Origin of the sequence: Pseudomonas sp. A6, assembly GCF_052367875.1 — a bacterium.
In the GTDB taxonomy this organism is placed as follows: domain Bacteria; phylum Pseudomonadota; class Gammaproteobacteria; order Pseudomonadales; family Pseudomonadaceae; genus Pseudomonas; species Pseudomonas citronellolis.
In genome coordinates, this window is record NZ_CP198970.1 from 1,859,156 (window position 1) to 1,876,201 (window position 17,046).

The following is a 17,046-nucleotide window of genomic DNA, read 5'->3' on the forward strand; positions in this document are numbered from 1 at the left end:
TCATGCCCAAGTCCTGTGTGGTAATGACCTTTCATGGCGAGCGCACTCTGGGCCATTGGTCGCTATCCGGTTTCGAACGCCTTCGCCGCCATGCCGAGTCGTTCGGGCACGAGGTGCAGTTGCTGGCGGTACTGGATCATGCCGATCCGCTCACGCTGCGGGTGGTCCGCGAGCATCCTGCCGTGCGTTCGACCGATCGCATCATCGAAGTAGGCTTGGGAGATCCTGGCCTGGCGCGTAATGCAGGGATCTCCGAGGCAGACGGAGAGCTTATCGGCATTCTCGATGGCGATGACTATTGCTCGGCGAACTGGATCACTGCGGCGTTGAGCGTCATAGCAGCGCAGCCGGGCGAGGTGGTCGTGCATACCGATTATCTGCTGACTTTCGGTGAGTCCTGGGAATTGTCCCGGCAGAGCGATCAACTCTCTGGGGAAGGAAGCCTGGATACCTGCTTCAAGCACCACCTGTGGGCCTCGACAGTGTTCGCCTCCCGGGAGCTGTTCCTGCGTTGCCCGTATCGGGAGGCAAACATGGCCAGGACCGGCTTCGGTTACGAAGACTGGGACTGGAGCCTTGCTGCGTTGGCTGCGGGAGCCTGCCATACCACGGCACCGCAGACAGCGCTGTTCTACCGGCGCAAGCCGGCTGGCTCCCGGCAGAACACCGGCCTGCGACAGCAGGTCATCGTTCGCCCGGGACCATTCTTCGCCGATGGACTCTGGAAGTAAGAGGTTTTGATGTCCGTACGTCTCAAGAAGCTTCTCGTATGGTTCGCCTGGCGTGCTTATGGATGGTTGTTCGCACTGCTGCGGCGCTTCCTGAGTGAACGACAGCTGCAAGGCTTCGTGGTGTTCTGCCGTCGTCTCAGGCATCGCTATTTCCCGGAGGCCGTGGTGGCCCGGGACGATGCACCGGTAGCGCTGCCGCAGTGGATAGTCGAGGAATTGCGCGAACTGTCGAATATCGAGCCGGCGCTGTACCCCAGCGATGAGCTGCTCGGTCGTTTCCGTTCCTGGCAGCCAGGCGAGGATCCTCACGCTGCCGCGCTCTACCGGGCGTTAGCGTCTGATTTCGTCGACAGCCGTCCCCAGATGATCTTCATCATTCCCCATATGATGCGCGGAGGGGCCGACCTGGGCACGTTGCACCATGTCAACCTTTGTGTGGAGCAGGGGCTTCGGGTAACGGTCGTGCTGACACGGGACGTCCTGTCGCCTTGGGTTAATCGTTTACCAGTCGAGGCCAGGGTGGTCGAGTTCGGGCAACTGACGCGGCATGCCAGTCCCGAGGATCGCGAACTGGTTCTGCTGCGGTTGTTGCTGCAGAGTCCGGCCTGCACGCTGCATCTGATCAATTCGTTGCTGGGCTGGCAATTGTTCGAGCGGTTCGGCAAGCCATTGGTGAGTAGCGGCAAACGCCTGTTTGCCAGCGTCTATTGTGATGATGTCGACCGCAATGGCGTGCGTTGTGGCTATGCCACGGAATTCTTGCCGAAGGCCTGGATGCACCTGACAGGTATCTTCACCGACAACCTGTGTTTCCTCAATCTTATACAGCGGCGTGACGGTCTGCCGCGGGAACGTCTGCATACCCTGTATTTCCCATTCGTTGGCAATATGGCCAGCACGCCCAGGGACGGTAGGAAGGTGTTGTGGGCAGGGCGCCTGGCTGCGCAGAAGCGTCCCGAGTTGCTTTACGAAATCGCCAGGGCCTTGCCGGAGGTGCGCTTCGATGTCCATGGCGAAGCCGACCCCGCCTACGATAGAGATGTACTGCAACGCCTGAGAGCTCTACCGAATATTTCCCTGGCTGGCGGCTTCGACAGTTTTGCGACCATCGCCCAGGAGAGTGATTATGGAGTCTTCCTCTATACATCCGCCTACGACGGTCTACCGAATGTCCTGCTCGAGGCCACTGCCGCGGGCCTTCCCATAGTCGCACCAACGGTTGGCGGTATAGCGGAGTTGGTCAACGAAGATAGTGGTTATCCTCTCGATGCCACTGCCGGGCCGCTCGCATTTGCCGAGAGGATCAGGACGGTACTGGAAGATCGGCAGCAGGCCGAAAGGAAAGTGGCCTGTGCCCAGGCCCTGATGCGTGGGCGGCACAATTGGTCCGCTTTTGAGCAGCAAGTCTCCGCCGTGCCGGGATACTTGCCGACATGCGCCGCATTACAGCCGGTCGGGTGAGTGTCGCCCATCGTGTCGATAGCGCAGGCACTTCGTTCCGGAGGAGCATGGCTTTGGTTCCTGTGTCGGCCCGTGCTCCGGCGAGTAGCGGGAAATCCGGGCCGGACTCTGCTCCACTGGATATTGGGCTCGCGCTCACGTGGCAGTCCGCCATGCGAGCCCGCTACAGCGGAACCCTGGGACTCGGGGATGCCGTTGGTCAGCGTGATTGTCCCCTGCTTCAACTATGGCGCCTATCTGTTGCAGGCGCTGCGGAGCTTGCGTGAACAGACGCTGCAGGACTTCGAGGTCATCCTGGTCGACGATGGCTCCGATGATCCCGCTACCCGGCGTCTGCTCGCCTTGCTTGAACGGTGCACTTCATTGACTGTCCTCCGGCAGGCCAATGCAGGCCCCGGGGCAGCACGCAACGCAGGAATTGCCAAAGCCCGGGGGCGCTACATCTGTTGCCTTGACGCCGATGACCTGCTGGCCCCGTCGTACCTGGAGAAGTGCGTGGTGATGCTGGAGGCGGATGCCGGCGTGAGCTTGGCGCATAGCTGGCTACAACTGTTCGGAGGGGAGCGAGGAGTGGTCAGGACCTGCGACCTCGATCCGGTGTTGCTGCCCTACGTCAATCACTTGGGGGTTTCGGCCGTATTCTCGCGTGTCGCCTGGGTGGCAGCAGGTGGCTTTTCGGAGGTGCGCAGTTCCTTGTACGAGGACTGGGACTTCTGGATTCGCCTGGCGAGTCTGGGCGTGCATGGCCGGGTGATAGGCGAAGCGCTGATGCTCTACCGGCGGCACCCCGGATCGCGGCTGGATCAGGCCAGTTGCCGTTCGCGCCAGGCCCGTTGCGAACTGCGCTTGGTGCACCGGGAGTTCTATGTCAACACGGCATGGCGAAAGTCGTTAGCCAATGGTTATCGCCGGCGACCGGTGAATGAGCCGCTGCTCAACCTATCGCGCCCGAGCCAGTATCGACGTTCGCCGGTGCTGGCGTTTGTGATTCACCTGAAGCGAGGTAGCGATCTGCGGTCATGGCCTCGTTCTGCGTTGGAGGCTCTCGTTGGCAAGGCGCCGTTGCATCTTATCGCCGAGGGAGGCGTTGTGCTGCCGGACTGGTTGCTCTGCCGGGCCGTCATTGTCTATCGGTTGGCCGACCTCCTGGATGACAGCCAATGCGCTGCGTTCGTGAACAACTATTTCGCGACCCGGGATTGGTGTGCTGCCCTGGTCCTTCCTAAGGTATCCGGCAAGGCCACGCTTCTTCGTCCGGATGAGCGTATGAGGGATGGCCAGGCCGGTGTCGTGAAAGTGGAGATTGGTCGGTTCGACAGGATCGCTGGTAGCAGGTAGGAAATGAGTTGAAAACGGTAGTCATGACGCTGGGTATGCACCGCTCCGGCACCAGCCTGTTGTCTGCGGCATTGGAATGCCTGGGAGTGGACTTTGGGGAACACCTCATTGCACCGGGGCCAGACAATCCACGAGGGTTCTGGGAAGATCGTGCGATCATCGACCTGAACGAGGAAGTGTTCGCAGCGCAAGGCTTCTCGTCTTCCTGCATTGGAGTCGATGGGAGCCTCCTGCTGGATAGCGAGTCCGGCAAAGACCTGCAGCGCCGGATGGGTTCGCTGCTGGATCAACGCCTGGCAGGGCGTGATCTGTTCGGCATCAAGGATCCCCGTCTGCCGCGCCTCATGGATTTCTGGATGCCGTTGCTGGATGCCAGGGGGGTGAACGTTGCACTGGTCGTTCCCCTGCGTCATCCGCTGAGCGTGGCGGCATCGCTGGAGGCGCGTGATGGTTTTTCCACGGCGAAGAGTCTGATGCTGTGGTACGAACACATGTACAGGGCCTTACGATTCGCCGCCGCCAGGCGCATGGTCGTAGTTGACTACGACGGCTTCATGGCGCAGCCGCGAGAGTCCCTGCAGCGGGTGGCGGATCGCCTGGGTTTGCCGTTTTCGGATGCGTTGTTCGAGCGTTTCTCCGTCGACATCCTGGATCGTTCCCTTCGGCATACCTGTTTCGATGAGGCACTTCTGCGCCGACATGCAGACGCCTTTCCCGCATTGGTCGGGCTTCATGAACTGTTGGGCCGGCTGGCCAGGGACGAGGGACAGGTATCCGTTCGTCAGTTAGAGGCTGTTGAGCGTCAGTTCGCTGAGGTGTGGCCGATGCTACGGCATTTCGGACGCCTGGATATGGAGTCCTGGAGCGCCAGCCAGTGGTACCAGGGTGACCGGAAGCGATCGAGTGCGCGGGAAGCCGAACTGGTCGGCTGGATATTCCAGCTGGAATCCACCATTAGGGCAGGTGAGACTGCACGTCAGGAGGCCGCTGCTTTCTTCGAGAAGCAGGAGCGGGCCTATCTGGCCGGGCTTCAGGCGCTGCAACAGGAGCGCGAAATGCTTCTCGAGTCGATGGAGGGCCAGCGTCAGAAGCTTGCTTCCCTGGAGGCCGAGCAATGCCGTTTGCGCGCAGAGCATTCAGCGACCCTTGGACACCTGGAACAGGTCCTGGCCAGCAGGTCCTGGCGTGTGACAGCGCCCTTGCGGCATTGTGGCGAATGGGTCGGGAAGATGCGCACCAAGCCCATTTGACGCCTGGTGCGGCGGTTGCTAACATTCCAGACCTTGTATTGGGAGGCTTTCGTCTGTATCTGGCGAAGCAACCCGTAAAAATTGAATGTGGAGTGCCCGGCTTCGGCCGGGCGCGGCCAGGGGCCGGCAGGATACCAGTCTCGATCCTGCTGGCTTCTTTTTCATCACTTGACCGCGTTCGCTGGTGGCGCGGAGCCGGGCCTACAGGCCTTTGACTACAGGTATAAACATGAGCGAAAGCTTCGCAGAACTCTTTGAAGAAAGTCTGAAATCCCTCGACATGCAGCCGGGTGCCATCATCACCGGCATCGTGGTCGACATCGACGGTGACTGGGTCACCGTGCATGCCGGCCTGAAGTCCGAGGGCGTCATCCCGGTCGAGCAGTTCTACAACGAACAGGGCGAGCTGACCATCAAGGTGGGTGACGAAGTCCACGTTGCGCTGGACGCGGTTGAAGATGGCTTCGGTGAAACCAAGCTGTCCCGCGAAAAAGCCAAGCGTGCCGAATCCTGGCTGGTTCTGGAAGCTGCCTTCAACGCTGATGAAGTGGTCAAGGGCGTAATCAACGGCAAGGTCAAGGGCGGCTTCACCGTCGACGTCAGCGGCATCCGCGCGTTCCTGCCGGGTTCCCTGGTCGATGTCCGTCCGGTGCGTGATACCACTCACCTGGAAGGCAAAGAGCTCGAGTTCAAGGTCATCAAGCTGGACCAGAAGCGCAACAACGTTGTCGTTTCCCGTCGTAGCGTCCTGGAAGCCGAGAACAGCGCCGAGCGCGAAGCCCTGCTGGAATCCCTGCAGGAAGGCCAGCAAGTCAAGGGTATCGTCAAGAACCTCACCGACTACGGCGCATTCGTGGACCTGGGCGGCGTAGACGGCCTGCTGCACATCACCGACATGGCTTGGAAGCGCATCAAGCACCCGTCGGAAATCGTCAACGTCGGCGACGAGATCGATGTCAAGGTTCTGAAGTTCGACCGCGAGCGCAACCGCGTATCCCTGGGCCTGAAGCAACTGGGCGAAGACCCGTGGGTTGCCATCAAGGCTCGTTACCCGGAAGGCACCCGCGTCATGGCCCGCGTCACCAACCTCACCGACTACGGCTGCTTCGCCGAGCTGGAAGAGGGCGTGGAAGGCCTGGTACACGTCTCCGAAATGGACTGGACCAACAAGAACATCCACCCGTCGAAAGTCGTTCAGGTTGGCGACGAAGTGGAAGTTCAGGTTCTGGACATCGACGAAGAGCGTCGTCGTATCTCCCTGGGCATCAAGCAGTGCAAATCCAACCCGTGGGAAGACTTCTCCGGCCGCTTCAACAAGGGCGACAAGATCTCCGGCACCATCAAGTCGATCACCGACTTCGGTATCTTCATCGGTCTGGAAGGCGGCATCGACGGCCTGGTTCACCTGTCCGACATCTCCTGGAACGAAGCCGGTGAAGAAGCCGTGCGTCGCTTCAAGAAGGGCGACGAGCTGGAAACCGTCATCCTCTCCGTCGATCCGGAGCGCGAGCGCATCTCCCTGGGCATCAAGCAACTGGAAGACGATCCGTTCTCCAGCTACGCCGGCCAGCACGAGAAGGGCAGCATCGTTCGCGGCATCGTCAAGGAAGTTGACGCCAAAGGCGCCGTCATCAGCCTGGGCGACGAGATCGAAGGCGTTCTGAAGGCTTCCGAAATCAGCCGCGACCGCGTCGAAGACGCCCGCAACGTGCTGAAGGAAGGCGAAGAAGTCGAAGCCAAGATCATCAGCATCGACCGCAAGAGCCGCGTCATCAGCCTCTCCATCAAGTCCAAGGACGTCGATGACGAGAAGGATGCGATGAAAGAGCTGCGTAGCAAGCAAGAGGTAGAAAACACCGGTCCGACCACCATTGGTGATCTGATTCGTGCGCAAATGGAGAATCAGGGCTAAGTCCTGATTCCTCTAAGAAAAAGGGCGACCTCGGTCGCCCTTTTTCGTTTTCCCTCCTTTAGGCTGTTCAAAGCTTGAGCTGCGTGCTAAAAGAACCTAGAGCTGATCTAGCCGCTTGAAAAAGAAGGGAAAACCATGACCAAGTCGGAGTTGATCGAGAGAATCGTCACCCATCAGGGGCAGCTTTCCGCAAAGGATGTGGAGCTGGCGATCAAGACGATGCTTGAGCAGATGTCCCAGGCTCTGGCTACCGGCGATCGCATCGAGATCCGTGGGTTCGGCAGTTTCTCTCTGCATTACCGCGCACCGCGCGTCGGCCGGAATCCGAAGACCGGCGAATCGGTGCGCCTGGATGGTAAATTCGTTCCGCACTTCAAGCCGGGCAAGGAATTGCGCGATCGGGTGAACGAGCCCGTGTAGCCGGCTAGAGAACGATCGAGGATTTTTCATGCTTCGGCTCAAACGCTTTCTGGCCTTCCTGGCTGCCATCCTGCTCTGCGCAGTGGTCGTCGTCTTCGTCTTGGAGAACCTTCAGCGGGTTCAACTGGCCTTCCTGGGCTGGCAGACGCCGGAGTGGCCGCTGGTGGTCTTCATTACCCTGTCCTTCGTCTTGGGTGGTGTCATCGGCCTGCTGCTGAGCATTCCATTCCGGGCGCGCACGCGCCTGCATCTCTCGGGGCTGCGTTCCGAAGTGTCGCGCTTCCGCAAGGAAAACCAGGCCCTGCGCGACCAGTCGCTGAAGACCCAGTGACACCGGGATGTCCAGCGTTGTAGCGATGCTGCTGTTCGTTTTGGCCCTGGCCGTCGGTTGGTGGCTGGGGCGACGCTCGTTGCGCCCGGGCTCTTGGCCGGCTTCGGCTGACGAGGCGTTGCGCGAGCGGGTGCGCAACATGCACAACCTGCTCGACCGGCATTCCGACGACGCGCTGGAGCGTCTTTCCCAAGGGCTTTCGCTGAACGAGGAAACACTCGAAAGCCATGTTCATGTCGGCAATCTGTTCCGTCGCCGTGGGGATATCGAGAAGGCCATCCAGATCCACCAGGAATTGCTGGACAAGGCATCGGCCAACCCCGAGCTGTCCGCGCAGATCAGTCTCGAACTCGCTCGTGATTACATCGCCGGAGGCTTGCTCGGTAGTGCCGAGCAACTGCTGGATGAGCTGATGCAGCGAGATGGCCAGGCCATCTCACTGGAGGCGCTGGACGAGTTGCGTCGCATCGCCGAGCGCGAGAAGGATTGGGCGCGTGCCGTTGAACTCGCTGCGCGCCTGGTGGGGCGGCGTCCTCAGCTGAAGACGGTGCTGGCCAACTATTATTGCGAGCAGGCTCAGGAGCGCATTCGCGCGGGTGACCGCGACGGTGCCCGCGAGCTTCTCAAGGAAGCCCGGCGGGTCGACCCCCAATGCGTGCGCGCCTTGCTGATGCGCCTGGACTGTGAGCTGTGGCAGCGCAACTTCCAGGCTGCCGACGCCTCCATCACCGAGCTCTGCGCGGCCGATGCCGGCTTTCTCGGCGAGCTGCTGCCCATGTTGCGGCGGCGCGAGTGTTGTGCCGAGCCGGAAATCCTTGCCTGCCTGCGCCGTCTTGCGGAGGCGCCGGATGCATCGCCGGCGCTGCTGGCGATCCTGGCCCAGCTCGATGCGGACGGGCAGGGCTGGCGTGGCCGCTTGCTGGCCAAGGTCCAGCAACAGCCGTCCTGGCGAGGGCTGCTGGACATGCTCGGTACGCTGGGTGGTGGAAGGGCGGACCAGGAGCTGTTCACCCACATGCAGCCGATCATCCTCGGCCTGTATCGATCGATGCCGCACTATCGCTGTGGCAATTGCGGTTTCGCCGGGCGCGAACTGCACTGGCAATGTCCGGGCTGCCACGCGTGGAATACGCTCAGGCCGATCGCTGCTCCCCAGCAGTGATGCCGATGCCCGGAATCATGGATGGTGCCCCGGCGCCCTGAATCTCTAGGAGTGGTGTTGAAAGTACTTCTGACCGGTGCGACCGGTTTTGTCGGGCGGGGCATTCTCGAAGCCTTTGCCGCGATACCGGAGCTGCGCCTGGCGGTGGCGGTGCGTTCCCGTCTGTCTGGCGAATTTCCCGGCGTGGAGGTCCACTCCATCGATGGCCTGGACGCAACCCAGGACTGGACTTCTGCACTGGCTGGCGTGGACGTCGTGGTCCATGCCGCGGCCCGGGTGCATGTCATGCGCGAAACTGCGGACGATCCCCTGGCCGAGTTCCGCGCGGTCAACGTCGAGGGCACCCTCAACCTGGCGCGCCAGGCTGCAGCCGCAGGGGTACGGCGTTTCATCTTCATCAGTTCGATCAAGGTCAACGGCGAGCTGACGCCGCCCGGCCGGCCGTTCCGTGCCGAGGATCGGCCGGCGCCGGTCGATCCCTACGGCCAGTCGAAGCTGGAGGCGGAGAGGGCGCTGTCGCACTTGGCCGAAGGGAGCGCGATGGAGTGGGTGATCATCCGCCCTCCGCTCATCTACGGCCCGGGTGTGGGGGCCAACTTCGCCAGCCTGATGCGTGCGGTGCAGCGGCAACTGCCCCTGCCGTTCGCTCGGGTGCGCAACCAGCGGAGCCTGGTGGCTAGGGATAATCTGGTCGATCTGCTGCGCGTATGCCTGGAGCACGAGCGTGCCGCCAACCAGGTCTTCTTGGTCAGCGACGACCACGATCTTTCCAGTGCTGAGCTGTGCCGTCGCCTGGCCATGGCTCTCGGCGTACGCCCGCGGCTGCTGCCTGTGCCGGTGGCCCTGCTGCAGGGGCTGGCCGCGCTATTTGGGCGAGGAGCCCAGGCGCAGCGCGTGCTGGGCTCGTTGCAGGTCGATATCGGCAAGACCCGCGAGCTGCTGGGCTGGCAGCCGCCGGTGAGCGTCGACCAGGCGCTCGCGGAGACGGTGCGCTGGTACCGGGAGGCCCGGGCATGATCTTCCTCCTGCTGTTTCTCGCCCTGCTGCTGGCTTGGGCCGGTACCGCCGGGGTTCGCTACTATGCCCTGGCGCGCAGCGTGATGGACGTGCCCAACGAGCGCAGCTCCCACAGTGTGCCGACGCCAAGGGGCGGCGGGGTGGCGATAGTCCTGAGCTTCCTGCTGGCGCTGCTGCTGTCCTGGGGAATGGGCCTGACCGATACGCGCGCCATGCTTGCCCTGCTGCTGTCGGGGGGCTGGATAGCCCTGGTGGGATTCATCGACGATCACCGTCACGTACCGGCGCGCTGGCGCCTGCTCGGCCATTTCCTCGGCGCGGCCTTCCTGCTCTACATGCTGGGGGGGCTGCCGGCCCTGTCGTTCGCCGGCGTTCGCTGGGACCTGGGGCTATTCGGCTCGCTGCTGGCGTTGTTCTACCTGGTGTGGCTGCTGAACCTCTACAACTTCATGGACGGCATCGACGGCATCGCCAGCCTGGAGGCGATTACCGTCTGCGGCGGCGCGGCGCTCTGCTGCTGGTTGGCGGGGGTGGGGTCGGCCGCCTGGCTGCCGCTGTTGCTCGCCGCGGCCACCGCGGGGTTCCTGGCCTGGAACTACCCACCCGCGCGGATATTCATGGGCGATGCCGGCAGCGGCTTCCTCGGCATCATGCTGGGCGGGCTCTCGCTGCAGGCGGCCTGGCAGGCGCCGCAACTGTTCTGGTCGTGGCTGATCCTGCTGGGCGCCTTCGTGGTCGATGCCACCTGGACCCTGGCGCGGCGCTTGCTGCGCGGCGAGCGGGTCCACGAAGCACACCGCAGCCATGCCTATCAGCGGGCTTCGCGGCGTCTTGGCCAGCATCGCGCCATCAGTTTGTCGGTGGCTGCGATCAATCTGATATGGCTGTCGCCGATCGCCGTTTTCGTGGCGCTGGGCCGAATCGACGGCGTCGCCGGTCTGTTTCTTGCCTATGCTCCATTGGTGCTGGTCGTGGCATTGCTGGGCGCCGGTGGGCCTGAAAACGGCAAATCGAAGTGAACTCCATGGGAAATGGTGGTCAATGTAACGGGAGACTGCGCTCCCGGACTGGGAAGGATGAAAGGATATGCTGCGAGAGCGCCTGCTGAGGTTGCCCCGACGTTACAAGCGAATGCTGCAGGTCGTCACGGACGTGCTCCTGGTCTGGCTGGCCCTGTGGCTCTCTTTCGTGGTGCGCCTGGGTACGGATGACCTGACCTATCCCTTCCGTGTGCATGCCTGGCTGTTCATCGCCGCGCCGTTGATCGCGATACCGTTGTTCATCCGCTTCGGCATGTACCGGGCGGTCATGCGTTACCTGGGCAACGATGCGCTGATCGCCATCTGGAAGGCGGTGACCATTTCGGCCCTGGTGCTTTCGCTGGTGGTCTACTGGAACCGCTCGGTCGTCGAGGCGGTGCCGCGCTCCCTGGTGCTCAACTATTGGTGGCTGAGCCTGCTGATGGTCGGCGGCCTGCGCCTGGCCATGCGCCAGTACTTCATGGGCGACTGGTACAGCGCGATCCAGGTCGTGCCTTTCCTCAAGCAGGATGATGGCCTGATCAAGGTCGCGGTGTACGGTGCCGGTACCGCGGGCAACCAATTGGTCGCCGCACTGCGCCTGGGGCGGGTGATGCGGCCGGTGGCCTTCATCGACGACGACGACGAGATCGCCAACCGGGTGATTGCCGGCCTGCGGGTGTTCAAGCCCAAGCATATCCAGCAGATGATCGAGGAGACCGGGGCCCAGGAAATCCTCCTGGCGATTCCTTCCGCCTCGCGGGCGCGCCGTCGCGAAATCCTCGGTCTGCTGGAGCCCTATCCGCTGCACGTGCGCAGCGTGCCCGGCATCATCGACCTGGCCAACGGCCGGGTGAAGGTGGACGACATCCAGGAAGTGGACATCGCCGACCTGCTGGGGCGCGACCCGGTGGCGCCGCGCAAGGAGCTGCTGGAGCACTGCATCCGCGGCCAGGCGGTGATGGTCACCGGGGCGGGCGGTTCCATCGGTTCGGAGCTGTGCCGCCAGATCCTGCCCTGCGGGCCCACGGTGATGGTGCTGTTCGAGCACTGCGAGTTCAATCTCTACCGCATCCACCAGGAACTGGAGCAACGCGTCCGGCGGCAATCCCTGCCGGTGCAGCTCGTGCCCATCCTGGGCTCGGTACGCAGCGCCGAGCGCCTGCTGGAGGTGCTGGGCAGCTGGAAGATCAACACCGTCTACCACGCGGCCGCCTACAAGCATGTGCCCATCGTCGAGCACAATATTTCCGAAGGGGTGCTGAACAACGTCCTGGGGACGCTGTATGCGGCCCAGGCCTCGATCCAGGCTGGCGTGCAGAACTTCGTGCTGATCTCCACCGACAAGGCTGTGCGACCGACCAACGTCATGGGCGGGACCAAGCGCCTGGCCGAGATGATCCTCCAGGCGCTCAGTCTGGAGCCCGCGCCGGTGCTCTTCGGCGACAAGACCGGGGTCCACCATGTGAACAAGACCCGCTTCACCATGGTGCGTTTCGGCAACGTGCTGGGCTCGTCCGGCTCGGTCATCCCGCTGTTCCGTGAGCAGATCAAGCGTGGCGGCCCGGTGACCGTCACCCATCCGGCGATCACCCGCTATTTCATGACCATTCCCGAGGCTGCGCAGTTGGTGATCCAGGCGGGCTCCATGGGGCGCGGCGGCGACGTCTTCGTGCTCGACATGGGCCAGCCGGTGAAAATCCTCGAGCTGGCCCAGCGGATGATCCACCTTTCCGGGCTCAGCGTGCGCTCGGAGAGTTCGCCTCACGGTGACATCGCCATCGAGTTCAGTGGCCTGCGTCCCGGCGAGAAGCTTTATGAGGAGTTGTTGATCGGCGACGAGGTAGGCGCCACCGAGCACCCGATGATCATGAAGGCGAACGAGGAAATGCTGCCTTGGGAGGCGTTCAAGACGGTGCTGGTCTCGCTGCTGAAGGCGGTGGAGCGGGGCGACTACGCCCAGGTGCGTATGCTGCTGCGGGAGACGGTCAACGGCTACTGCCCGGATGGCGACATCGTCGACCTGGTCCACCAGCAGCGTCGTATGGAGCCCTGACAGACCGATACCGGTGCTCGGTCGGACACTGCCTTGTTGCAGGAGGGGCTCTTCGTCCAATCGGCGAGGAAGCCCCTGATTCATTCAAAGTGTGATTTTCCCTTCTTCCCCTTGCCCCGCTCCTGTCGCTAAAGGTGAATGGCGAGCCCGTTCTGGCTCGCCATACCCAGTGACTAAAAGGAGTTGTTCATGCATAAGGCATTCGCGCTACTGCTGGTCGTGCTTTCCTCCCTTTCCCTGTCGGGCATGGCTGCCGCCGCTCCCGCGCCGGAGAAGCTGACGCCGGCGACGGTCACCATGCACGACGAGAAGGAAGGGCTGGTCAGCCCCAACACGGCGGACGCAGAGACGCTGCAAAAGCGGCTCAAGGGGATCGGCAAGGCCAAGGCCGAAGCCATAGTGGCCTATCGGCAGGCCAATGGCCCCTTCACCAGCCTGGATCAGTTGCTGGAAGTGAAGGGCATCGGCAAGGCGATCCTGGAGAGCAACCGGGAGGCGATCAGCCTCGACTGAGGCACTCCGCGATGGAAAGGCCGGTCCGGGTGACCGGCCTTTTTCGTTGCGTAGGGCGGATAACCGTTCGCGGTTATCCGCCGTTGTCTAGGGAAACGGCGGACAGGACGATTGGTGTGGACGTTTCCTCGTAGGAGCGGATTTATCCGCGATTCCGCCGGTAGGACCAGCATTCCGTCGAGCAGGGCGATGGGTATCGCTTCGCTCCACCCATCCTACGAAGAGCTGGGCGTCGCCCCAAAGAAAAAGCCCCCGGCATATGCCGAGGGCTTTTGAATTTTGGCTCCGCGACCTGGACTCGAACCAGGGACCCAATGATTAACAGTCATTTGCTCTACCGACTGAGCTATCGCGGAACAACGGGGCGTATCTTACTGATTAAGAAGGGGAAGTCAACATTCTGCCGATGACTTCCCCGGTTTTTTTCAGAGCACCTGGACGATGGCGCGGGTGACGGTTTCCAGGTTGCCATTGTTCAGCGCGGCGACGCAGATGCGGCCGGTGCCGACGGCGTAGATGCCGAACTCGTTCTTCAGGCGCTCCACCTGCTCGGCGGTCAGGCCGGAGTAGGAGAACATGCCGCGCTGCTGGGCGACGAAGCCGAAGTCGCGCTTGGCGCCCAGGGCGGCCAGTTGCTCGACCATGGCGACGCGCATGTTGCGGATGCGGCTGCGCATTTCGCCCAGTTCCTCTTCCCACAAGGCGCGCAGTTCCGGGCTGTTGAGCACGGCGGAAACGACGCTGGCGCCGTGGGTCGGCGGGTTGGAGTAGTTGGTGCGGATCACGCGCTTGACCTGGGACAGGACGCGGGCGGACTCCTCGCGGCTGTTGGTGACCACCGACAGCGCGCCGACGCGCTCGCCGTACAGCGAGAACGACTTGGAGAAGGAGCTGGAAACGAAGAAGTTCAGGCCGGACTGGGCGAACAGGCGCACTGCGGCGGCGTCTTCGTCGATGCCGTCGCCGAAGCCCTGGTAGGCGATGTCGAGGAAGGGCACGTGGCCTTTGGCCTTGAGCACTTCCAGGACCTGTTTCCAGTCGTCCAGGCTCAGGTCGACGCCGGTCGGGTTGTGGCAGCAGGCGTGCAGGACCACGATGGACTGCGAAGGCAGGGCGTTGAGGTCTTCCAGCAGGCCGGCGCGGTTCACGCCGTGGCTGGCGGCGTCGTAGTAGCGGTAGTTCTGCACCGGGAAGCCGGCGGCCTCGAACAGCGCGCGGTGGTTTTCCCAGCTCGGGTCGCTGATGGCCACGGTGGCGTTGGGCAGCAGGCGCTTGAGGAAGTCGGCGCCGGTCTTCAGCGCGCCGGTGCCGCCCACGGCCTGGGTAGTGACCACGCGGCCCTCGGCCAGCAGCTCGGAGTCGGCGCCGAACAGCAGCTTCTGCACGCCCTGGTCATAGGCGGCGATGCCTTCGATCGGCAGGTAGCCGCGCGGAGCGTGTGCTTCGATGCGGGCTTTCTCCGCGGCCTGTACCGCGCGCAGCAACGGGAGGCGACCCTCTTCGTTGTAGTACACGCCAACGCCCAGGTTGATCTTGCCCGGGCGGGTATCGGCGTTGAAAGCTTCGTTCAGGCCCAGGATGGGGTCGCGGGGGGCCATTTCGACAGCGGAGAACAGACTCATTTTGGCAGCAGCTCTAGGGCGGGAGTGAAGATGCAATTGCAACCCCCCGCGCACGGCGCTGGGGGATGCGTCGACGGGCCGGTATTATATAGGCCTCTATGGCAGGCGGCGAGTTGATCGCGCATGCTTTCGCCTGGTTTGACGCCGCAGCCGCGCCCGCGTCACACCCCACAGCGAGGTTCCCATGTCGACATTCCAACTGGATTCGCGCTTCAAGCCGGCGGGCGACCAGCCCGAGGCGATCCGACAGATGGTCGAGGGCCTGGAAGCGGGCCTTTCGCACCAGACGCTGCTGGGGGTGACCGGCTCCGGCAAGACCTTCAGCATCGCCAACGTCATCGCCCAGGTGCAGCGCCCGACCATGGTCCTGGCGCCGAACAAGACCCTGGCCGCGCAGCTCTACGGCGAATTCAAGACCTTCTTCCCGCACAACGCGGTGGAATACTTCGTCTCCTACTACGACTACTACCAGCCGGAAGCCTACGTGCCGTCCTCCGATACCTATATCGAGAAGGACTCGTCGATCAACGACCACATCGAGCAGATGCGCCTCTCCGCGACCAAGGCCCTGCTGGAGCGCGAGGACGCCATCATCGTCTGCACCGTGTCGTCCATCTACGGCCTGGGCGACCCGGCGTCCTACCTGAAGATGGTCCTGCACCTGGACCGCGGCGACCGCATGGACCAGCGCGAGCTGCTGCGCCGCCTGACCAGCCTGCAATACACCCGCAACGACATGGACTTCGCCCGCGCCAGCTTCCGCGTGCGCGGCGACGTGATCGACATCTTCCCGGCGGAATCCGAGCTGGAAGCCATCCGCGTCGAGCTGTTCGACGACGAGGTGGAGAACATTTCCGCCTTCGACCCGCTGACCGGCGAGGTGATCCGCAAGCTGCCGCGCTTCACCTTCTACCCCAAGAGCCACTACGTGACGCCGCGGGAAACCCTGATGCAGGCGGTGGAGCAGATCAAGGAAGAGCTCAAGGTGCGCCTGGACTACCTGCGCAACAACAACAAGCTGGTGGAGGCCCAGCGCCTGGAGCAGCGCACCCGCTTCGACCTGGAGATGATCCTCGAGCTGGGCTACTGCAACGGCATCGAGAACTACTCGCGCTACCTCTCCGGGCGCGGCCCCGGCGAGCCGCCGCCGACCCTCTACGACTACCTGCCGGCCAACTCGCTGCTGGTGATCGACGAATCCCACGTCAGCGTTCCCCAGGTTGGCGCCATGTACAAGGGCGACCGTTCGCGCAAGGAAACCCTGGTGGAATACGGCTTCCGCCTGCCCTCGGCGCTGGACAACCGGCCGCTGCGCTTCGAGGAATGGGAGGCCATCAGCCCGCAGACCATCTTCGTCTCCGCCACCCCCGGCCCCTATGAAGAGCAGCATGCCGGGCGGGTGATCGAGCAGGTGGTGCGGCCCACCGGCCTGGTCGACCCGCAGATCGAGGTGCGCCCGGCCTCCACCCAGGTCGACGACCTGCTCTCGGAAATCCGCCTGCGCGTGGCCAGCGGGGAGCGCGTGCTGGTCACCACCCTGACCAAGCGCATGGCCGAGGACCTCACCGACTACCTGGGCGACCACGACGTGCGCGTGCGCTACCTGCACTCGGACATCGACACCGTCGAGCGCATGGAGATCATCCGCGACCTGCGCACCGGCGCCTTCGACGTGCTGGTGGGTATCAACCTGCTGCGCGAGGGCCTGGACATGCCCGAGGTGTCGCTGGTGGCCATCCTCGACGCCGACAAGGAAGGCTTCCTGCGTTCCGAGCGCTCGCTGATCCAGACCATCGGCCGCGCCGCGCGCAACCTCAACGGCAAGGCGATCCTCTATGCCGACAACGTCACCGGCTCGATGCAGCGCGCCATGGACGAGACCGAGCGGCGGCGCAACAAGCAGATCGCCTTCAACGAGCAGCACGGCATCGTGCCCAAGGGTGTGAAGAAGGACATCAAGGACATCCTCGAGGGCGCCAGCGTGCCGGGCGCCAAGGGCAAGCGCCGCGGCGTGGCCAAGGTGGCGGAGGAGAGCGGGCGCTACGAGGGCGAACTGCGCTCGCCGAACGAGATCGGCAAGCGTATCCGCCAGCTCGAAGAGAAGATGTACCAGCTGGCCCGGGACCTGGAGTTCGAAGCCGCCGCCGCGGTGCGCGACGAAATCCACAAGCTGCGCGAACGCCTGGTGGAGGTCGGCTGACCTCCACCGCGGGG

Annotated in this window: 14 protein-coding genes and 1 tRNA gene; 13 read left to right on the plus strand and 2 right to left on the minus strand. The window is 63.2% G+C overall.

Annotated features, from left to right (window positions below):
- Positions 1–2 precede the first annotated feature (2 nt).
- The 12 genes from ACTWJ5_RS08460 (at position 3) to ACTWJ5_RS08515 (ending at position 13,210) form a co-directional block, all read left to right on the plus strand.
- A complete protein-coding gene (locus ACTWJ5_RS08460) occupies positions 3–731 on the plus strand; it encodes a glycosyltransferase family 2 protein (RefSeq protein ID WP_074976194.1) in 729 nt (242 codons plus the stop codon).
- Positions 732–740: 9 nt separating this feature from the next.
- Positions 741–2,192 carry a glycosyltransferase family 4 protein gene (locus ACTWJ5_RS08465; RefSeq protein ID WP_444438157.1) on the plus strand — a complete coding sequence of 484 codons (1,452 nt, stop codon included), beginning with the start codon at positions 741–743 and terminating at the stop codon, positions 2,190–2,192.
- Positions 2,193–2,381: 189 nt separating this feature from the next.
- The gene (locus tag ACTWJ5_RS08470) at positions 2,382–3,530 is read left to right on the plus strand and encodes a glycosyltransferase family 2 protein (RefSeq protein ID WP_444438159.1); all 1,149 of its coding nucleotides are present in this window, start codon (positions 2,382–2,384) and stop codon (positions 3,528–3,530) included.
- Between the two features lie 8 nt (positions 3,531–3,538).
- Positions 3,539–4,780 carry a sulfotransferase family protein gene (locus ACTWJ5_RS08475; protein WP_135499855.1) on the plus strand — a complete coding sequence of 414 codons (1,242 nt, stop codon included), beginning with the start codon at positions 3,539–3,541 and terminating at the stop codon, positions 4,778–4,780.
- Between the two features lie 229 nt (positions 4,781–5,009).
- Positions 5,010–6,692, plus strand: a complete 1,683-nt coding sequence (rpsA, locus tag ACTWJ5_RS08480) for a 30S ribosomal protein S1 (RefSeq protein WP_043267558.1) — start codon at positions 5,010–5,012, stop codon at positions 6,690–6,692.
- Between the two features lie 135 nt (positions 6,693–6,827).
- Positions 6,828–7,112, plus strand: coding sequence for an integration host factor subunit beta (gene ihfB, locus ACTWJ5_RS08485; RefSeq protein WP_009621012.1), 285 nt, complete (start codon positions 6,828–6,830; stop codon positions 7,110–7,112).
- 28 nt (positions 7,113–7,140) lie between these two features.
- Positions 7,141–7,443: a LapA family protein gene (locus ACTWJ5_RS08490; protein WP_009621013.1), complete on the plus strand. Its 303-nt coding sequence runs from the start codon at positions 7,141–7,143 to the stop codon at positions 7,441–7,443.
- Positions 7,444–7,450: 7 nt separating this feature from the next.
- Positions 7,451–8,605: a tetratricopeptide repeat protein gene (locus ACTWJ5_RS08495; RefSeq protein ID WP_444438163.1), complete on the plus strand. Its 1,155-nt coding sequence runs from the start codon at positions 7,451–7,453 to the stop codon at positions 8,603–8,605.
- A 57-nt stretch (positions 8,606–8,662) separates the two neighbouring features.
- Positions 8,663–9,622, plus strand: a complete 960-nt coding sequence (locus tag ACTWJ5_RS08500) for a UDP-glucose 4-epimerase family protein (protein WP_253408645.1) — start codon at positions 8,663–8,665, stop codon at positions 9,620–9,622.
- Entirely contained in the window at positions 9,619–10,641 is a 1,023-nt protein-coding gene (locus ACTWJ5_RS08505; protein ID WP_444438165.1) for an MraY family glycosyltransferase, read from the plus strand. The genes ACTWJ5_RS08500 and ACTWJ5_RS08505 overlap by 4 nt, the downstream gene beginning before the upstream one ends.
- A gap of 67 nt (positions 10,642–10,708) precedes the next feature.
- Positions 10,709–12,697: a polysaccharide biosynthesis protein gene (locus tag ACTWJ5_RS08510; protein ID WP_074976180.1), complete on the plus strand. Its 1,989-nt coding sequence runs from the start codon at positions 10,709–10,711 to the stop codon at positions 12,695–12,697.
- 189 nt (positions 12,698–12,886) lie between these two features.
- Positions 12,887–13,210, plus strand: coding sequence for a ComEA family DNA-binding protein (locus ACTWJ5_RS08515; RefSeq protein ID WP_444438167.1), 324 nt, complete (start codon positions 12,887–12,889; stop codon positions 13,208–13,210).
- A gap of 280 nt (positions 13,211–13,490) precedes the next feature.
- Here the strand turns inward: ACTWJ5_RS08515 and ACTWJ5_RS08520 are convergent.
- Positions 13,491–13,566: transfer RNA gene (locus tag ACTWJ5_RS08520), tRNA-Asn, on the minus strand.
- A gap of 69 nt (positions 13,567–13,635) precedes the next feature.
- The gene (locus tag ACTWJ5_RS08525) at positions 13,636–14,832 is read right to left on the minus strand and encodes an amino acid aminotransferase (RefSeq protein WP_074976178.1); all 1,197 of its coding nucleotides are present in this window, start codon (positions 14,830–14,832) and stop codon (positions 13,636–13,638) included.
- 184 nt (positions 14,833–15,016) lie between these two features.
- Here ACTWJ5_RS08525 and uvrB point away from each other — a divergent pair, with 184 nt between their 5' ends.
- A complete protein-coding gene (uvrB, locus tag ACTWJ5_RS08530) occupies positions 15,017–17,032 on the plus strand; it encodes an excinuclease ABC subunit UvrB (RefSeq protein WP_074976177.1) in 2,016 nt (671 codons plus the stop codon).
- Positions 17,033–17,046: the final 14 nt, after the last annotated feature.